Raw genomic sequence first — 13,775 nt, forward strand, 5'->3', positions numbered from 1 at the left:
CCACCTCAGCCTGCTCCAACTCGCCTGCAGCATCATCTGCTTGAGACGACTCCGAACCTCATTCTGAAACGATCAGTAAGTGCTGTTCGCGCTCGCCGCAGTGCTGGACGATCGCGCCGGCGGTGCCATGCCCGTAACGGACGAAGGGATGATCGTCGATCAGCCAGGCCGAGGGCCGTAGCACCCGGTGGGCGCGGGCCGCCACGCGACGCATCACCTCGCGGTAGTCCCAGGTGGACTGGGCGACGAAGTGGCCCAGGTTCTGTCGGGGAATGCCCAGGCGCTCCGCCATCGGCTCGACCGATTTGCGTCTGCCGTCCAGCATCAGCCCGCGCAGGTACTGCCGGCCATAGCCCCGCTGGCCTGCGTAGGCCAGATACCCGAAGACATCATCCGTGAACTCAGCCAGATCCGCGTTCAGTTCCTCGACTTCCTGACGGTCCATCGTCCAACCGTCCTCCCCACAACCATGGTCAAGCAGCCACTTCGCGAACTGATCAAGGACCATGACCAAGCTCTGGATGAAACGTTTGTCACGCCGATGTGGCTCGGTCCGTCGAGGCCGGAGTCGAGGTCAGGTAGGCGATGACCATGTCGCCCAGCATCGTCCGGTAGTGCTCACGGAGCGGCGCCTCGGTGAGGTCGCGGCCGAACAGGGTGCGGAAGGTGTGCCGGTTGGAGATCCGGAAGAAGCAGAACGAGCTGATCACCGCGTGCAGGTCCACGGCGTCCACCTCGGCGGTGAACACGCCGTCGGCGCGACCCGCGTCCAGGATGCGGGCGATGACGTCGATCGCGGGCGAGCTCAGCGAGCTGAGGCTCGGCGAGGAGGCGATGTGCTCCGCCTCGTGGATGTTCTCGATACTGACCAGGCGGATGAAGGCGGGGTGCGCCTCGTGGTGGTCGAAGGTGAGCTCGGCCAGCCTGCGGATCGCGGACACCGGGTCCAGGTGCTCGACGTCGAGCTTCTGCTCCTCCTCGCGGATGACGGTGTAGGCCCGTTCGAGGACGGCGGTGAAGAGCTGTTCCTTGTTGCCGAAGTAGTAGTAGATCATCCGCTTCGTCGTCCGCATCCGGGCGGCGATCTCGTCCACCCGGGCCCCCGCGAAGCCGAGTCGGGCGAATTCCTCCGTCGCCACGTCGAGGATCTCCGCCCGCGTCCGGGCCGCGTCCCGGGTGCGCTTGGCCGGCCCTGTGGGCTGGGTGGACGGGGGAACGGCGGCGGCCATGAGGCTCCTCGGGGCGGACTGTCCGGCGCCGGTCAGTCTAGCCTCGGGCGCCCCGGGGTCAGCCGTGCGTCCGGGCGAGCTGGGCGGCCAGGCGGACGGGGGCGTTCAGGGCGCCGTAACCCTGGTAGCCGCCGATGCGCTGGACGATTTCGAAGAAGACCTGGCCGACGGTGGCGGTGTAGCAGTGGAGGAACTCCCCCTGCGCGTCCCGGTCGTAGAGGATGCCGAGCTCGGCGTAGGCGGCGAGGGTGTGCGGTTCCAGGGCGTGGCGGGCGTCCAGGTCGTCGTAGTAGTTGGCGGGGATCGGCAGCAGGCTCGCGCCACGCTCGCGGATCCGGCGGGCGGTGGCGAGGAGGTCGTCGGTGGCGAGCGCGATGTGCTGGACGGGTGCGGTGTCGGCGCCCGGCGCGGGGGCGACGTTGAGGACGATGCGTACGCCTCCGTCCGGCCCGGCGACGGCCCGGCTGCGCCGAAGACCGTACGGATCGGCGAGGTCGACGCTGTCGTCGGCCGCGAGACCGAGCACGCTCGTCCAGAACAGCGAGGCCTCGTCGAACTGGTGCCAGGGCTGGGTCAGCGCGATGTGGTCGATGCGGCTGATCCCGGCGGACGCGCCGCCTCCCGTCGGAACGCCGGTGAAGTCGTCGGTCCAGGAGGGGTGGTCGGTCGCGTCGGTGCGGCAGAAGAACAGCTCGGTCGCGTCGGGTGCGGCGACCGCGTCCAGGGGCGCGTCCCCCGGCGCGCGGCGGCGCGGTACGACCGGCGCGAGCATGGCCTCCGCACGGCGTACGGAACGGGCGGGGTCGGGCGTCTCTACGCCGACGGCGACCGGCTTCGGGCCCTGACGGCCGCCGCCCGCACCGGTGTTGAGCAGGATCCGCGCGTCGCCCTGCTGCCAGAGCTCGACGGGCTTGGAGGTGTGCCGGCCGGTGCGGCTGAAGCCGAGCGCGCCGAGCATGCCGCGCAGCGGTTCTGTGTCGGTGGCGGCCAGTTCGGCGAATGCGAATCCGGACGGTACGGCCGGGGCGGGCGGGCTGGTGAGACCGACCTGCTCCTCAAGGAGGAGCAGGGAGCGCAGCGCGTCGACTGCGGTGGAGGCCGCGCCGGCCTGCCGGAAGACGTCGTTGAACACCTCCAGGGACAGCGGCCCCCGGTACCCGGCGCGTACGGCCGTGGCCACGAGGCCCGCGACGTCGAGGCCGCCCTGACCGGGGAAGCAGCGGTGGTGGCGGCTCCACCGCAGGACGTCCATCGCCATCAGGGGCGCGTCCGCGAGTTGGAGGAAGAAGATCTTCTCGCCAGGGATGTCCGCGATACCCGCGGGGTCGGAGCCCCGCGACAGGATGTGGAAGCTGTCGAGACAGGTGCCCAGGGCCGGGTGGTCGGCCTGCTCGACCACACGCCAGGCGTGGTCGTACGTATGGATGTGGCGCCCCCAGGCCAGTGCCTCGTAGGCGATGCGGATCCCGTGGGCGTCGGCGCGTTCGGCGAGGAGGCGCAGATGCGCGGCGGCGAGCGCGTCGTCGTCGACCGCGTCGGGGTCGACGCTGGAGCAGACGAGCAGGAGGTCCGCGCCGAGGCGTTCCATGAGGTCGAACTTGCGCTCGGCACGCCGGAGGTTGCGCGCGAGCCGTTCGGCCGGGACGGCCTCGAAGTCCCGGAAGGGCTGGTACAGCTCGATGCGCAGGCCCAGGTCGGCGCAGCGCAGCCGGATCTCCTCGGGGCTGAGGGTGCCGGCGAGCAGATCGTTCTCGAAGATCTCCACGCCGTCGAATCCCGCGGTGGCGATGGCGGTGAGCTTCTCGGAGAGGAGCCCGCTGAGCGAGACGGTGGCGATGGACTTACGGAGCGGGCTCGCGGGGGTCGAGGAGGTGGAGGGCGTCTTGGGCGCCCGGAGGGTCTGGGGGTTCACGGAGGGTCCTCCGTTCAGGCCGGGGTGGCGGCGAGATCGGCGAGGTGGGCGAGCATGCGATCGGTGTGCGGTGCGAGTCCGGTGAAGAGCCGGAAGGCGTCGGCGGCCTGGAAGACGGCCATGCCGCCGCCGTCCAGGGTGCGGCAGCCGGCGGCGCGGGCCGCGCGGAGCAGTTCGGTCTCCAGGGGGCGGTAGACGACCTCGGCCACCCACAGGTCGGGGCGGAGCAGGTCGGCGGGGACGGGGAGTCCGGGGTGTGCGGCCATGCCTGTGGGGGTGGCGTGGACGATCCCGTCGGCGCCCGCGAGCCGGTTCGCCGCCTCGCTCGCCGCCGCGGAGGCGGCGCGGCCGGGGCCGAAGCGGGCGTTGAGGGCGTCGGCGAGACCGGCGGCGCGGGCGGGGTCGGTGTCCAGGACGGTGAGGCGGTCGGCGCCGAGGGTGAGCAGGGCGTGCGCCACGGCGGCGCCCGCCCCGCCCGCGCCGAGCTGGACGACGTCCCGGGTGGGGGCGTCGGGGAGGCCGCGGGCGAAGGACTGGGCGAAGCCGGTGACGTCGGTGTTGTGGCCGACGGCGCGCCCGGCGCGGAAGACGACGGTGTTGACGGCGCCGAGCTCGGCCGCCTCGGGGGCGAGTTCGTCCAGGTGCTCGATGACGAGCTGCTTGCAGGGGTGGGTGATGTTCAGCCCGTCGAAGCCGAGGAGCCTGGCGGCCTGGACCAGGTCGCCGACGGCGTCGGGGGCGAGGTCGAGAGTGTCGATGTCGAGGGTGCGGTAGACGAGGCGGACGCCGTGGCGGCCGGCCTCGGCCTCGTGGAGGGCGGGGCTGAGGGAGGGGCCGATGCCGGACCCGACGAGTCCGGTGAGGTACGAGGTCAACGGGGGTTCCCCTGGGTGGGCTTGGCCTGCTGCGTCAGCTGGGCGAGGTGGGTCAGGGCGAGGGCGTAGCCGTGGGCGCCGGCGCCGCAGATCACGGTGTCGGCGACACCGGAGACGTGACTGTGGTGCCGGAACGGCTCGCGGCGGTGGATGTTGGACAGGTGTACCTCGACGACGGGCAGCCCGACGGCGGCGAGGGCGTCGCGCAGGGCGACGGAGGTGTGGCTGTATCCGGCGGGGTTGATGACGATGCCGCGGTGGGCGGTGCGTGCCTCCTGGACGGCGTCTATGAGGACGCCTTCGTGGTTGGACTGCCGGAAGTCGACGTGCAGACCGAGGGGCTTGCCGGTGTCGTGGCAGAGGCTCTCGATCCTGTCCAGCGTGTCCGTGCCGTAGATCGCGGGCTCGCGCAGGCCCAGGAGGTTGAGGTTGGGGCCGTTGAGCACGAGGACGGGGGTCTTCATGGGGGCTCCGTAAGTTGTTGGGCGGCCCGGGAGGGCCGGATGTGGCTGATGGGGTCTTGCCAGTTGTGGCTCAGAAGGAGTGGCCGTCCGGCTCTCCGGGGCGCCCTGGCTGCTGATTGAGATGTGCGCGCTATGTGCGGTCGCTGATTACGGAGATGACAGCGGGGTGTTCCTCGGGCCAACGGCATGCTGTTGGAACTGAGGAGGGGCGAGTGAGCAAGCGACGGGCTCAGGTCTGGGCTGGCATCGACGCGGGCAAGGGGCATCACTGGGCCGCGGTGGTCGACGAGACCGGCGCGACCCTGTGGTCGAAGAAGATCGACAACGACGAGTCGGCGATCCTGACCGCGCTCGGCGAGATCCTGGCGCTGGCTGACGAAGTCCAGTGGGCGGTGGACATCTCCGGCACGTCGTCCGCGCTGCTTCTGGCTCTGCTCGCAGCTCACGGCCAGCAGGCCGTCTATGTGCCAGGCCGCACCGTCAACCGAATGTCCGGGGCCTACCGGGGCGAGGCGAAGACCGACGCCCGCGACGCCTACGTCATCGCCGAAACCGCACGTCACCGCAGGGACTTCACCGCGATCGACGTGCCCGCGCAGCTGGCTGCCGATCTGGCGCTGCTGACCGCTCACCGGTCCGATCTGGTCGCCGACCGGGTGCGGATGATCAACCGGCTGTGGGACGTGCTGACCGGCGTCTTCCCCGCCCTGGAGCGGGCCTTCGACTACTCCAGTCACAAGGGTGCCCTGGTGCTGCTGACCGGCTACCAGACCCCGGCAGCTATCCGCCGGCGCGGCCGGGCCAGGCTCACGGCATGGCTGGCCAACCGCAGTGTGCGCGGCGCCGACGCGGTCGCTGCGACCGCGCTGGAAGCCGCGCAGGCCCAGCAGACCGCGTTGCCCGGCGAGGACGTCGCCGCCCAGATCGTGGCTGATCTGGCGGCACAGATCCTGGCGCTGGACGAACGGCTCAAGCGGATCGACAAGCAGATCCGCGAGACTTTCCGCATTCATCCGCAGGCCGAGATCATCGAGTCCCTGCCCGGCATGGGCCCGATACTCGGCGCCGAGTTCGTCGTCGCCGCGGGCGACCTGACCGCCTACGCGGACGCCGGCCATCTGGCCTCGGCGGCCGGACTGGTGCCAGTCCCGCGTGACTCCGGACGCCGCACCGGCAATCTGCACCGTCCCAAGCGCTACAGCCGCCGCCTGCGACGGGTGTTCTACATGTCCGCGCAGACCAGCATCATCCGCGAAGGACCGAACCGGGACTTCTACCTCAAGAAGCGCGGCGAGGGCTGCAAGCACGTCCAGGCGGTCATCGCTCTGGCCCGCCGACGAGCTGGCGTCCTGTGGGCTCTGCTGCGCGACGACCGAGTCTTCACCTCCGCCCCGCCGGTCGCGCAGGCGGCTTGACTTCGTCATTGAGACTCCTTGTATACGAACTGGTTAGTTAAGTGCGCGGGCCCCTCGGGGAAGCCCGCCGAGGGGCCCGGGCGTGACGTCACGAGAATCGAAAGGCTCGCAGCGCGGTCAGAGGGCGGCGGACTCGCGCGCCGGGACCGGGGCGGGCCCGGCCGGCGTGCGCAGCCCGAGGTCGGCGGTGGGGACGCGGTGCGTCTCGCGGCCGGTGGCCACGGCGATGGAGCAGAGGACGCAGATGGCCGCGGTGAAGACGGCGACACCCTGCCAGCCGTCCCCGTCGGGTCCCGCGATCTGCGCCGCGAACGTGACGGCGAACCCGGCGACGGCGAAGCCGATCTGGGTGCCCACGGCCATGCCGGAGAGCCGGACCCTGGCCGGGAACATCTCGCCGTAGAACGAGGGCCAGATGCCGTTGGCCGCGCTGTAGACGACTCCGAAGAAGAGCAGTCCGGACGCGAAGACCAGCGGATAGCTGCCGGTGGAGATCGCCCACAGATAGACGAAGACCATGACACCGCTGCCGAGCGACCCGATGAGGAAGACAGGCTTGCGGCCGATCCGGTCCGACAGCCGGGCCCACAGCGGGATGGCGAGCAGCGCGACCGCGTTGGCGCAGCCGTTGACCCAGAGCATGCCGGTCTTGTCCAGACCGACGGCGTCGCTGGTCGCGTACGTCAGGGCCCAGACGGAGAAGATCGTGCTGACGGTGGCGATCAGCGCCGCCGCGACCACCCGCAGGACGTCCCGCCAGTGGTTCCCGAGGAGCTCGGCGAGCGGCATCCGGGCCACGTCCTGCTCGGCGGTCGCCTGCTGGAAGACGGGGGTCTCCTCCAGGGTGCGGCGGATGACGTACCCGACGACGGCGACGACGACGCTCAGCAGGAAGGGGATGCGCCAGCCCCAGGTGTAGAGCTGCTCGTCGGGGAGCGCGGCCACGGGGATGAAGACGAGGGTGGCGAGGATCTGGCCCGCCTGGGTGCCGTTGAGGGTGAAGCTGGTGTAGTAGCCGCGCCGGTGTTCGGGCGCGTGCTCCAGCGTCATCGCGTTGGCACTGGCCTGCTCGCCGGCCGCCGACAGGCCCTGGAGCACCCGCATGAGGACGAGCAGGGCGGGCGCGAGGACGCCGGCCTGGGAGTAGGTCGGCAGACAGCCGATGAGGAAGGTGGACAGGCCCATGAGGACCAGCGTCCACACCATGATCGTCCGGCGGCCGAGCCGGTCGCCGACGTGTCCCAGCACGAGCGCCCCGACGGGCCGGGCGGCATAGGCCACGCCGAAGGTCCCCAGCGAGACGAGGGTGGCGGTGGCGGGGTCGGAGGGGTCGAAGAAGACCTTGGGGAAGACGAGGGCCGCGGCGCTGCCGTAGATGAAGAAGTCGTAGTACTCCAGCGCGCTGCCGATCCAGGCGGCGAAGGCGGCCTTGCGGGGCTTGCCCTGGGGTGGACCTGCGGACACCAGGTCGGCCTGCGGGGGGACGGACACGTGAACTCCTCGGGGTGAGCAGCGCACCCGGGGGCGGGGACGGGCTGCGAGAGGGACGGGGATCGGCACGAAGGGGGCGCCGGAGCGGGTGGCGGACGACGCGCACACCTGACACATACAGTTAACGCACTAGATAGTTAATTAACGTGGCTGTGATGCTCCCCCGCCCCTTGGGCCGTGTCAATACATCACGCGGCCCTCTTTCACTCCCCCGGCGCGGCCTCTTCGGCCAGGACGCGCTGGGCCACGGCGAAGGCCGCGTTGGCGGCCGGTACGCCGCAGTACACGGCGGTCTGGAGCAGGACGGCTCCGATCTCCTCGGGCGTGAGCCCGTTGCGACGGGCCGCCCGGACATGCATCGCCAGCTCGTCGAGGTGGCCGTGGGCCACCAGCGCCGTGAGGGTGACCAGGCTCCGCTCGCGCCGCGACAGGGTGGGGTCGGTCCAGATCTCGCCCCAGGCGTAACGGGAGATGAAGTCCTGGAACGGAGCGGTGAAGGCCGTCTGGGCCGCCTGCGCACGGTCCACGTGCGCGTCGCCGAGCACCTGGCGGCGGACCCCCATGCCCCGCTTCGCGCCGCCGTCCGTGAAGTGGCCGCGCAGTGCGGCGAGGACGGCCTCGGGCCGTTCGGCCGGCGCCAGGTGCGAGGCCCCCGCGATCTCGGTGAGCGCCGCGCCGGGGACCGCGTCCGCGATCTCCCGCAGATGCGCGGGCGGGGTCGCCGGGTCCTCGCGCCCGGCGACGAGGAGCGTGGGCGCGGTGATCGACGTGAGCCGGTCCCTCAGGTCGAAGGCGGCAAGTGCGTCACAACAGGCGGCGTACGCGTCGGGGTCGGCCCTGCGATGGTCGTCGACGAGCTCCGGCACGGTGAAGCCGGGGGTGAACCAGCGGGCGTCGGCCGTCTCCACCAGTGCCGCGAGACCCTCGCGGCGCACGGTTGCCGCCCGCTCCACCCAGTTCGCCGAGGGGCCGAAGCGGGCGGAGGAACAGAGGACCGCGAGCCGTTCCACCCGTTCGGGATGGTGTGCGGCGAGGTGCAGACCGACCGCGCCGCCGAGCGAGACCCCGGCGTACGAGAAGCGGTCGGCTCCGAGCGCGTCGGCGAGGTCGCGTACGAGACGGGCCAGGTCGGCGACGGTCGCTCCGGGGCCGATGAGGGAGGCCGGTGAGCCGCCGTGGCCGGGCAGGTCCCAGCGGACGACCCGATGGGTGGCCGACAGTTCGGGTGCCACCGCGTCCCACAGTGCGGTGGAGGTGCCGAGCGAGGGGCCGAGGATCAGCACGGGCGCGCTGGGCGGCCCTTCGACGCGGTGGTGCAGTCCCGCGTACGGCGGTGGGGTGGTGGCGGTCATGGTCGCTCCAGGGCGCGGTCGGTCAGGGCTCGTGCGGAGCCGGTGCAGCGGGTGGGGTCGGTGAGCCCGTCGAGATCGAAGTCCTTCAACTCGGGTACCTCGGTGAGCAGATCGACGAGCGGACGGCCCTCGGCGCGGGTGCGCCGGGCGAGTTCGGTGAGGAGTTCCTTGGCTCGCGCGCGCCCGAGGAGGGGGGCGAGAGCGGCGGAGAGCCGCTCCGAGACGATCAACCCGCCGGTGAGGTCCAGGTGTCGGCGCATGACGTCGGCGTGGACCCGCAGCCCCTCCGCCAGTTCGGCGGCGTCACGGGCGGAGCCGCCGACGAGACGGAGCAGCTCGCGCAGCGGCTCCCACTCGGCGTGCCACGCGCCGGCGGGCCGCTCGTCCTCTGCGGCCAGGGAACCGTACAGCGTGGCGGCGAGGTACGGGGCCCGTCGCGCGGCCGCGGCAACGAGCGTGGCGCGCACGGGGTTTGTCTTGTGCGGCATGGCGGAGGAGCCGCCGCCTGCCCCTTCCGTGACCTCCGCGATCTCGGTACGGGAGAGGGTGAGGACGTCGACGGCGGTCTTCCCGAGGGCCCCGGCGGTGAAGGCGAGGGCTCCCGCGAGGTCGGCGACGGGGGTTCGCAGGGTGTGCCAGGGCAATGCCGGCTCCGCGAGACCGGTCTCCCGCGCATAGGCGGCCACGAGCCGGTCGGCACTCCCCGCGGCCTCTCCGCCGTACGCGTCGAAGGCGGCCAAGGTCCCGGCGGCGCCGCCGAGTTGGGCCGGCAGGGAATCCCGCACGGTACGGATCCGGTCGCGCGCGTCGAGCACGAGCGCGCGCCAGCCGGCCGCCTTGAGGCCGAAAGTGGTGGGGACGGCGTGCTGGGTGAGGGTACGGCCGGGCATGGCCGTGTCCCGGTGCGCGGCGGCCAGGGCGGCGAACGCCCGCTCCGTGCGGTCGAGGTCGTCCAGGACCAAGTCCAGCGTGCGGCGCGCGACCAGCATCGTCGCGGTGTCCATGATGTCCTGGCTCGTCGCGCCGCGGTGGACGTACGCGCGCCACTCCCCCGGCACCGCGGCCGTGAGGTCCGCGACCAGCGGGATGACGGGGTTGCCGCCGGCTCGGGCGCGCAGGGCGACGTCGCGCGCGTCGAAGCGGGTGGCGTCCGCCGCGGCCGTGACCGCTTCGGCGGCCCCGGCCGGCGCCTGGCCGGTGGCGGCCTGGGCCCGGGTGAGGGCCGCCTCCGCGTCAAGCAGCGCCCGAAGGAACGCGGTATCGCCGGTCGCGGCCTCGGCCGCGGAGCCCGCACGCCCCGGCGCGAGAAGGCCAACGTCGGTGGGGTCGGAGGTCATGTGAACTCCAGGAAGACAGTCTCACCCTCGCCCTGAAGGCGTATGTCGAAGCGGTACGCAGGCGGTGCGGCCTGCTCGTCGGGCGTGGCCACCAGCGTGGCGCGGCGCTCGGCCGGCAGCGAGTCGAGCAGCGTGTCGGCGCCGTCCCGCAGATAGGCCCGGGTGAAGAGGTGGTGCAGCAGCCCGCGGGCGAAGACACAGACACTGATGTACGGAAGGCCCGTGTTGCCGGGCGGCAGGGTGGAGAGCGCGTAGTGGCCGTCGGCGTCCGTGGCGACGCGGCCGAAGCCGGTGAAGTCGGTTCCGTTGCGGCCGAGATGGCCGCCGGTGACGGGGTCGCGGCGCATCGAACCGGGCGCGCCCCTGAGGGAGCCGTCGGGGGCTGCCTGCCAGAAGTCGAGGAGCGCGTCGGGGACGGGGGCGCCCTCACCGTCGTACACGTGGCCGTGCAGGACGATCCGGTCCGGGTGGCCGTGCGGTGCCATCCGCTCCCCTTCCGGGAAGGGGAGGGCATAGCCGTAGAACGGGCCGACGGTGTGGGAGGGGGTCGGGAGCAGCGTCATCGCGGTTCAGCGCCCTTCTTCGATCCAGGTGGCGGAGGGGCCGTCGAGGACGATGTCCCAGGCGTAGCCGAGGGAGAACTCGGGCCGCGACAGCGCGTGGTCGTAGCGGGCGACGAGCCGTTCACGGGCCGCCCGGTCGGTGACCGAGCGCAGGATCGGGTCGTAGGCGAAGAGCGGGTCGCCGGGGAAGTACACCTGCGTCACGAGCCGCTGGGTGAACGCCGTGCCGAAGACGGAGAAGTGGATGTGGGCGGGGCGCCAGGCGTTGGTGTGGTTGCGCCACGGGTACGCGCCCGGCTTGACGGTCGTGAAGGAGTAGCGGCCCTCGTCGTCGGTGAGCGTACGGCCGACGCCGGTGAAGTTCGGGTCCAGCGGAGCCGGGTGCTGGTCGCGCAGATGAGCGTACCGGCCGGAGGCGTTGGCCTGCCACAGCTCGATGAGCTGCCCGCGCACGGGGCGGCCCGCCCGGTCGAGGAGGCGCCCGGAGACGGTGATCCGCTCGCCGAGGGGCTCGCCCGCGTGCTGCCGGGTGAGGTCGTTGTCGATCTCGGTGATGTCGGTGGGGCCGAAGACGGGGCCGGAGAGTTCCACGGTCTCGGGGTCGCCGCCGTTGACGGCGACGAGCGGCTGCCGGGGGTGGCGGAGCAGGGAGCTGCGGTACGGGGCGTAAGCGCGGGCCGGGTGGCTGCGGGGCGTGGCGCCGGCGGCCAGCTCCTTGTCATAGGCGTTCTGGAGATCGTCGATCTCGGTGTCGATGTCCGACTGGGTGAGGGCCATGTGGGTTCCCGGGGTGTGTCAGCGGGCGGGGGCGTCGAGGGGGCGTACCCCTGGGGCGCAGCGGACGTTCGCGGCCGTCCTGGCGAGGACGTCGGCGGCGTCGACGCCGGGTGCGGTCTCGGTGAGGACGAGACCGTCGTCGGTGACGTCGAGGACGCCGAGGTCGGTGACGATCCGGTCGACGCAGCCCCGGCCGGTCAACGGGAGGGTGCACTCCTCCACGATCTTCGGGGTGTCGTCCTTGGCGGTGTGGGTCATCACGACGATGACGGTCCGGGCACCGTGGACGAGGTCCATCGCTCCGCCGATGCCGGTGACGAGCTTGCCCGGTACGGCCCAGTTGGCGAGGTCGCCGCGGGCGGAGACCTGCATGGCGCCGAGCACGGCGACGTCGATGTGGCCGCCGCGGATCATCCCGAAGGAGACCGCGGAGTCGAAGTAGGAGGCTCCGGGCAGGACCGTGACGGTCTCCTTGCCCGCGTTGATCAGGTCCGGGTCGACCTCGTCCTCGGTGGGGAACGGGCCGGTGCCGAGGATCCCGTTCTCCGACTCCAGGACCACCTCCACCCCCTCGGGGAGGTGGTTGGGGATCAGCGTCGGCAGTCCGATGCCGAGGTTGACGTACTGACCGTCCGTCAGCTCGCGGGCGGCGCGGGCGGCCATCTGCTCGCGTGTCCAGCTCATCGCGTGGTCCTCTTCTCTATGCGCTTCTCCCGGGCCTGTTCTGGGGTGAGGGCCACGACGCGCTGGACGAAGATGCCGGGGACGTGCACGGCGTCGGGATCGAGCCTGCCCGGTTCGACCAGCTCTTCGACCTCGGCGATCGTGACCTTCCCGGCCATCGCGGCAAGGGGGTTGAAGTTCCGCGCCGACTTGTTGAAGACCAGGTTGCCGTGCCGGTCCCCGCGGGCCGCGCGGACGAGCGCGAAGTCGGTGCGGATGCCGCGCTCCAGGACGTACGCGACGCCGTCGAACTCCCGCACCTCCTTCGGCGGCGAGGCGAGGGCGACGCCGCCCTCGCCGTCGTAGCGCCAGGGCAGTCCTCCGTCGGCGACCTGGGTACCGACCCCCGCGGGGGTGTAGAACGCGGGGATGCCGCAACCCCCGGCCCGGAGCCGCTCGGCGAGCGTTCCCTGCGGGATCAGCTCGACCTCCAGCTCACCGGCCAGGTACTGCCGGGCGAACTCCTTGTTGGCGCCGATGTACGACCCCGTGACGCGGGCGATGCGCCCGGCGGACAGCAGGACGGCGAGGCCGGAGTCCATGGCCCCGCAGTTGTTCGAGACGACCCGCAGGCCGTCGGCGCCGCGTCGGTGGACGGCGTCGATCAGCACGTTCGGCACGCCGCTGAGGCCGAAGCCGCCCACGGCGAGCGAGACCCCGTCCCCGACGTCGGCCACCGCCTCGGCGGCGGTGGGGACCACCTTGTCCATACGAGAGCCTCCGAATTAGTCAGTGCACTGAGTATCTGGGGCAACGCCGACATGCTGGCATCGGTACCGTTGAGCGTCAATACCCGCCCTGAGCAGGCGGGGGCTGGGAGACGGGCGGGCGCGTATCGTTCAGTACACCGACGAAAACGACCGGAGGCACACGATGGCGGCGGTGGATCTGACCACCCATCCCGGGCACCTGGCCCGGCGGCTCCAGCAGGCGCACCACCTGCTGTGGACCACGATGGTCTCGGAGGAGATCACCTCCCCGCAGTTCGGCGTCCTCAACGCGCTGACCGCCGAGCCCGGACTCGATCAGCGGACGGTGGGCGAGCGCGTGGGCCTGGACCGCTCCACGATCGCCGAGGTCGTCAGCCGGCTCACCCGCCGCGGCCTCCTCGACAAGGTGCGTGACCCCGAGGACGGCCGGCGCTTCCTGCTGCGACCGACCGAGGAGGGGCGACGGACGCACCGCAGGCTGACCGTACGCACCGCGCGGATGAACCAGGTCTTCCTCGCCCCGCTCTCGGCGGAGGAGCAGACGCAGTTCATGAGCCTGATGCTGCGAGTGTCGGACGCGGCGGAACGACTGCGCGACCCGGCGGAGCCGGTCGCGTCCTGACGTGGGGGGGGCCGCGCGCCGCGGCCGGCGGCCCACCCCGACCGGGGGGCCTGCCCCGACCGGGGTCGCGTCCTGACGTGGGGGGCCGCGCGGGCCGGGGCCCGTCCCAGCCGGAGGCCGCCCCTGACCGCGCGGCCCGTCCGGGCCTGGGGGCCGTCCTGGCCGGGCGGCCTGGCCTGAACGGGCCCTGGGTCCGTCCCGCCCCGGGGGCTCTTCCCGGCCCGACGGCGCTAGTCTTCTGAGTCAGGAATTCTGTTCAGATATGAGCCGAGGCGTTCGAGGATCTCGTCGGCGGTCTTCGTCCA

The 13,775-nt window shown here is 72.0% G+C and carries 14 protein-coding genes; 2 read left to right on the forward strand and 12 right to left on the reverse strand.

What is annotated here, in order from left to right:
* Positions 1-58: 58 nt before the first annotated feature.
* The 5 genes from ACTMTU_RS35665 to aroQ all read right to left on the reverse strand — a co-directional run bounded on the left by ACTMTU_RS35665 (position 59) and on the right by aroQ (position 4,480).
* The gene (locus tag ACTMTU_RS35665; RefSeq protein WP_441267578.1) at positions 59-445 is read right to left on the reverse strand and encodes a transposase; all 387 of its coding nucleotides are present in this window, start codon (positions 443-445) and stop codon (positions 59-61) included.
* 88 nt (positions 446-533) lie between these two features.
* Positions 534-1,229 carry a TetR family transcriptional regulator gene (locus tag ACTMTU_RS35670; RefSeq protein WP_441267579.1) on the reverse strand — a complete coding sequence of 232 codons (696 nt, stop codon included), beginning with the start codon at positions 1,227-1,229 and terminating at the stop codon, positions 534-536.
* 58 nt (positions 1,230-1,287) lie between these two features.
* Complete coding sequence (locus ACTMTU_RS35675) at positions 1,288-3,066, reverse strand: bifunctional sugar phosphate isomerase/epimerase/4-hydroxyphenylpyruvate dioxygenase family protein (protein WP_441267591.1); 1,779 nt, start codon at positions 3,064-3,066, stop codon at positions 1,288-1,290.
* Between the two features lie 89 nt (positions 3,067-3,155).
* Positions 3,156-4,016, reverse strand: a complete 861-nt coding sequence (locus tag ACTMTU_RS35680; RefSeq protein WP_441267580.1) for a shikimate dehydrogenase — start codon at positions 4,014-4,016, stop codon at positions 3,156-3,158.
* Complete coding sequence (gene aroQ / locus ACTMTU_RS35685; RefSeq protein WP_441267581.1) at positions 4,013-4,480, reverse strand: type II 3-dehydroquinate dehydratase; 468 nt, start codon at positions 4,478-4,480, stop codon at positions 4,013-4,015. Before aroQ ends, ACTMTU_RS35680 begins: the two co-directional genes overlap by 4 nt.
* A gap of 212 nt (positions 4,481-4,692) precedes the next feature.
* Between aroQ and ACTMTU_RS35690 the strand changes: the two genes are divergently transcribed.
* Positions 4,693-5,895 carry an IS110 family transposase gene (locus tag ACTMTU_RS35690; RefSeq protein ID WP_441267582.1) on the forward strand — a complete coding sequence of 401 codons (1,203 nt, stop codon included), beginning with the start codon at positions 4,693-4,695 and terminating at the stop codon, positions 5,893-5,895.
* A 117-nt stretch (positions 5,896-6,012) separates the two neighbouring features.
* On the opposite strand, the gene ACTMTU_RS35695 is transcribed toward ACTMTU_RS35690, so the two are convergent.
* The 7 genes from ACTMTU_RS35695 to ACTMTU_RS35725 all read right to left on the reverse strand — a co-directional run bounded on the left by ACTMTU_RS35695 (position 6,013) and on the right by ACTMTU_RS35725 (position 12,848).
* Positions 6,013-7,386 (reverse strand): MFS transporter, encoded by a 1,374-nt coding sequence (locus ACTMTU_RS35695; protein ID WP_441267583.1) that lies wholly within the window; start codon positions 7,384-7,386, stop codon positions 6,013-6,015.
* A gap of 203 nt (positions 7,387-7,589) precedes the next feature.
* Positions 7,590-8,738: a bifunctional 3-oxoadipate enol-lactonase/4-carboxymuconolactone decarboxylase PcaDC gene (gene pcaDC / locus ACTMTU_RS35700; RefSeq protein WP_441267584.1), complete on the reverse strand. Its 1,149-nt coding sequence runs from the start codon at positions 8,736-8,738 to the stop codon at positions 7,590-7,592.
* Positions 8,735-10,075, reverse strand: coding sequence for a 3-carboxy-cis,cis-muconate cycloisomerase (pcaB, locus tag ACTMTU_RS35705; RefSeq protein WP_441267585.1), 1,341 nt, complete (start codon positions 10,073-10,075; stop codon positions 8,735-8,737). The genes pcaDC and pcaB overlap by 4 nt, the downstream gene beginning before the upstream one ends.
* A complete protein-coding gene (pcaG, locus tag ACTMTU_RS35710) occupies positions 10,072-10,638 on the reverse strand; it encodes a protocatechuate 3,4-dioxygenase subunit alpha (RefSeq protein WP_441267586.1) in 567 nt (188 codons plus the stop codon). Before pcaG ends, pcaB begins: the two co-directional genes overlap by 4 nt.
* Positions 10,639-10,644: 6 nt before the next feature.
* Positions 10,645-11,415: a protocatechuate 3,4-dioxygenase subunit beta gene (pcaH, locus tag ACTMTU_RS35715; RefSeq protein ID WP_441267587.1), complete on the reverse strand. Its 771-nt coding sequence runs from the start codon at positions 11,413-11,415 to the stop codon at positions 10,645-10,647.
* Between the two features lie 18 nt (positions 11,416-11,433).
* Positions 11,434-12,099 (reverse strand): CoA transferase subunit B, encoded by a 666-nt coding sequence (locus tag ACTMTU_RS35720; RefSeq protein WP_441267588.1) that lies wholly within the window; start codon positions 12,097-12,099, stop codon positions 11,434-11,436.
* The gene (locus ACTMTU_RS35725) at positions 12,096-12,848 is read right to left on the reverse strand and encodes a CoA transferase subunit A (protein WP_441267589.1); all 753 of its coding nucleotides are present in this window, start codon (positions 12,846-12,848) and stop codon (positions 12,096-12,098) included. Before ACTMTU_RS35725 ends, ACTMTU_RS35720 begins: the two co-directional genes overlap by 4 nt.
* Positions 12,849-13,011: 163 nt before the next feature.
* Between ACTMTU_RS35725 and ACTMTU_RS35730 the strand changes: the two genes are divergently transcribed.
* Positions 13,012-13,470: a MarR family winged helix-turn-helix transcriptional regulator gene (locus ACTMTU_RS35730; RefSeq protein WP_441267590.1), complete on the forward strand. Its 459-nt coding sequence runs from the start codon at positions 13,012-13,014 to the stop codon at positions 13,468-13,470.
* Positions 13,471-13,775: the final 305 nt, after the last annotated feature.

The organism is Streptomyces sp. OZ13 (genome assembly GCF_052068155.1).
Classification (GTDB): Bacteria; Actinomycetota; Actinomycetes; order Streptomycetales; family Streptomycetaceae; genus Streptomyces.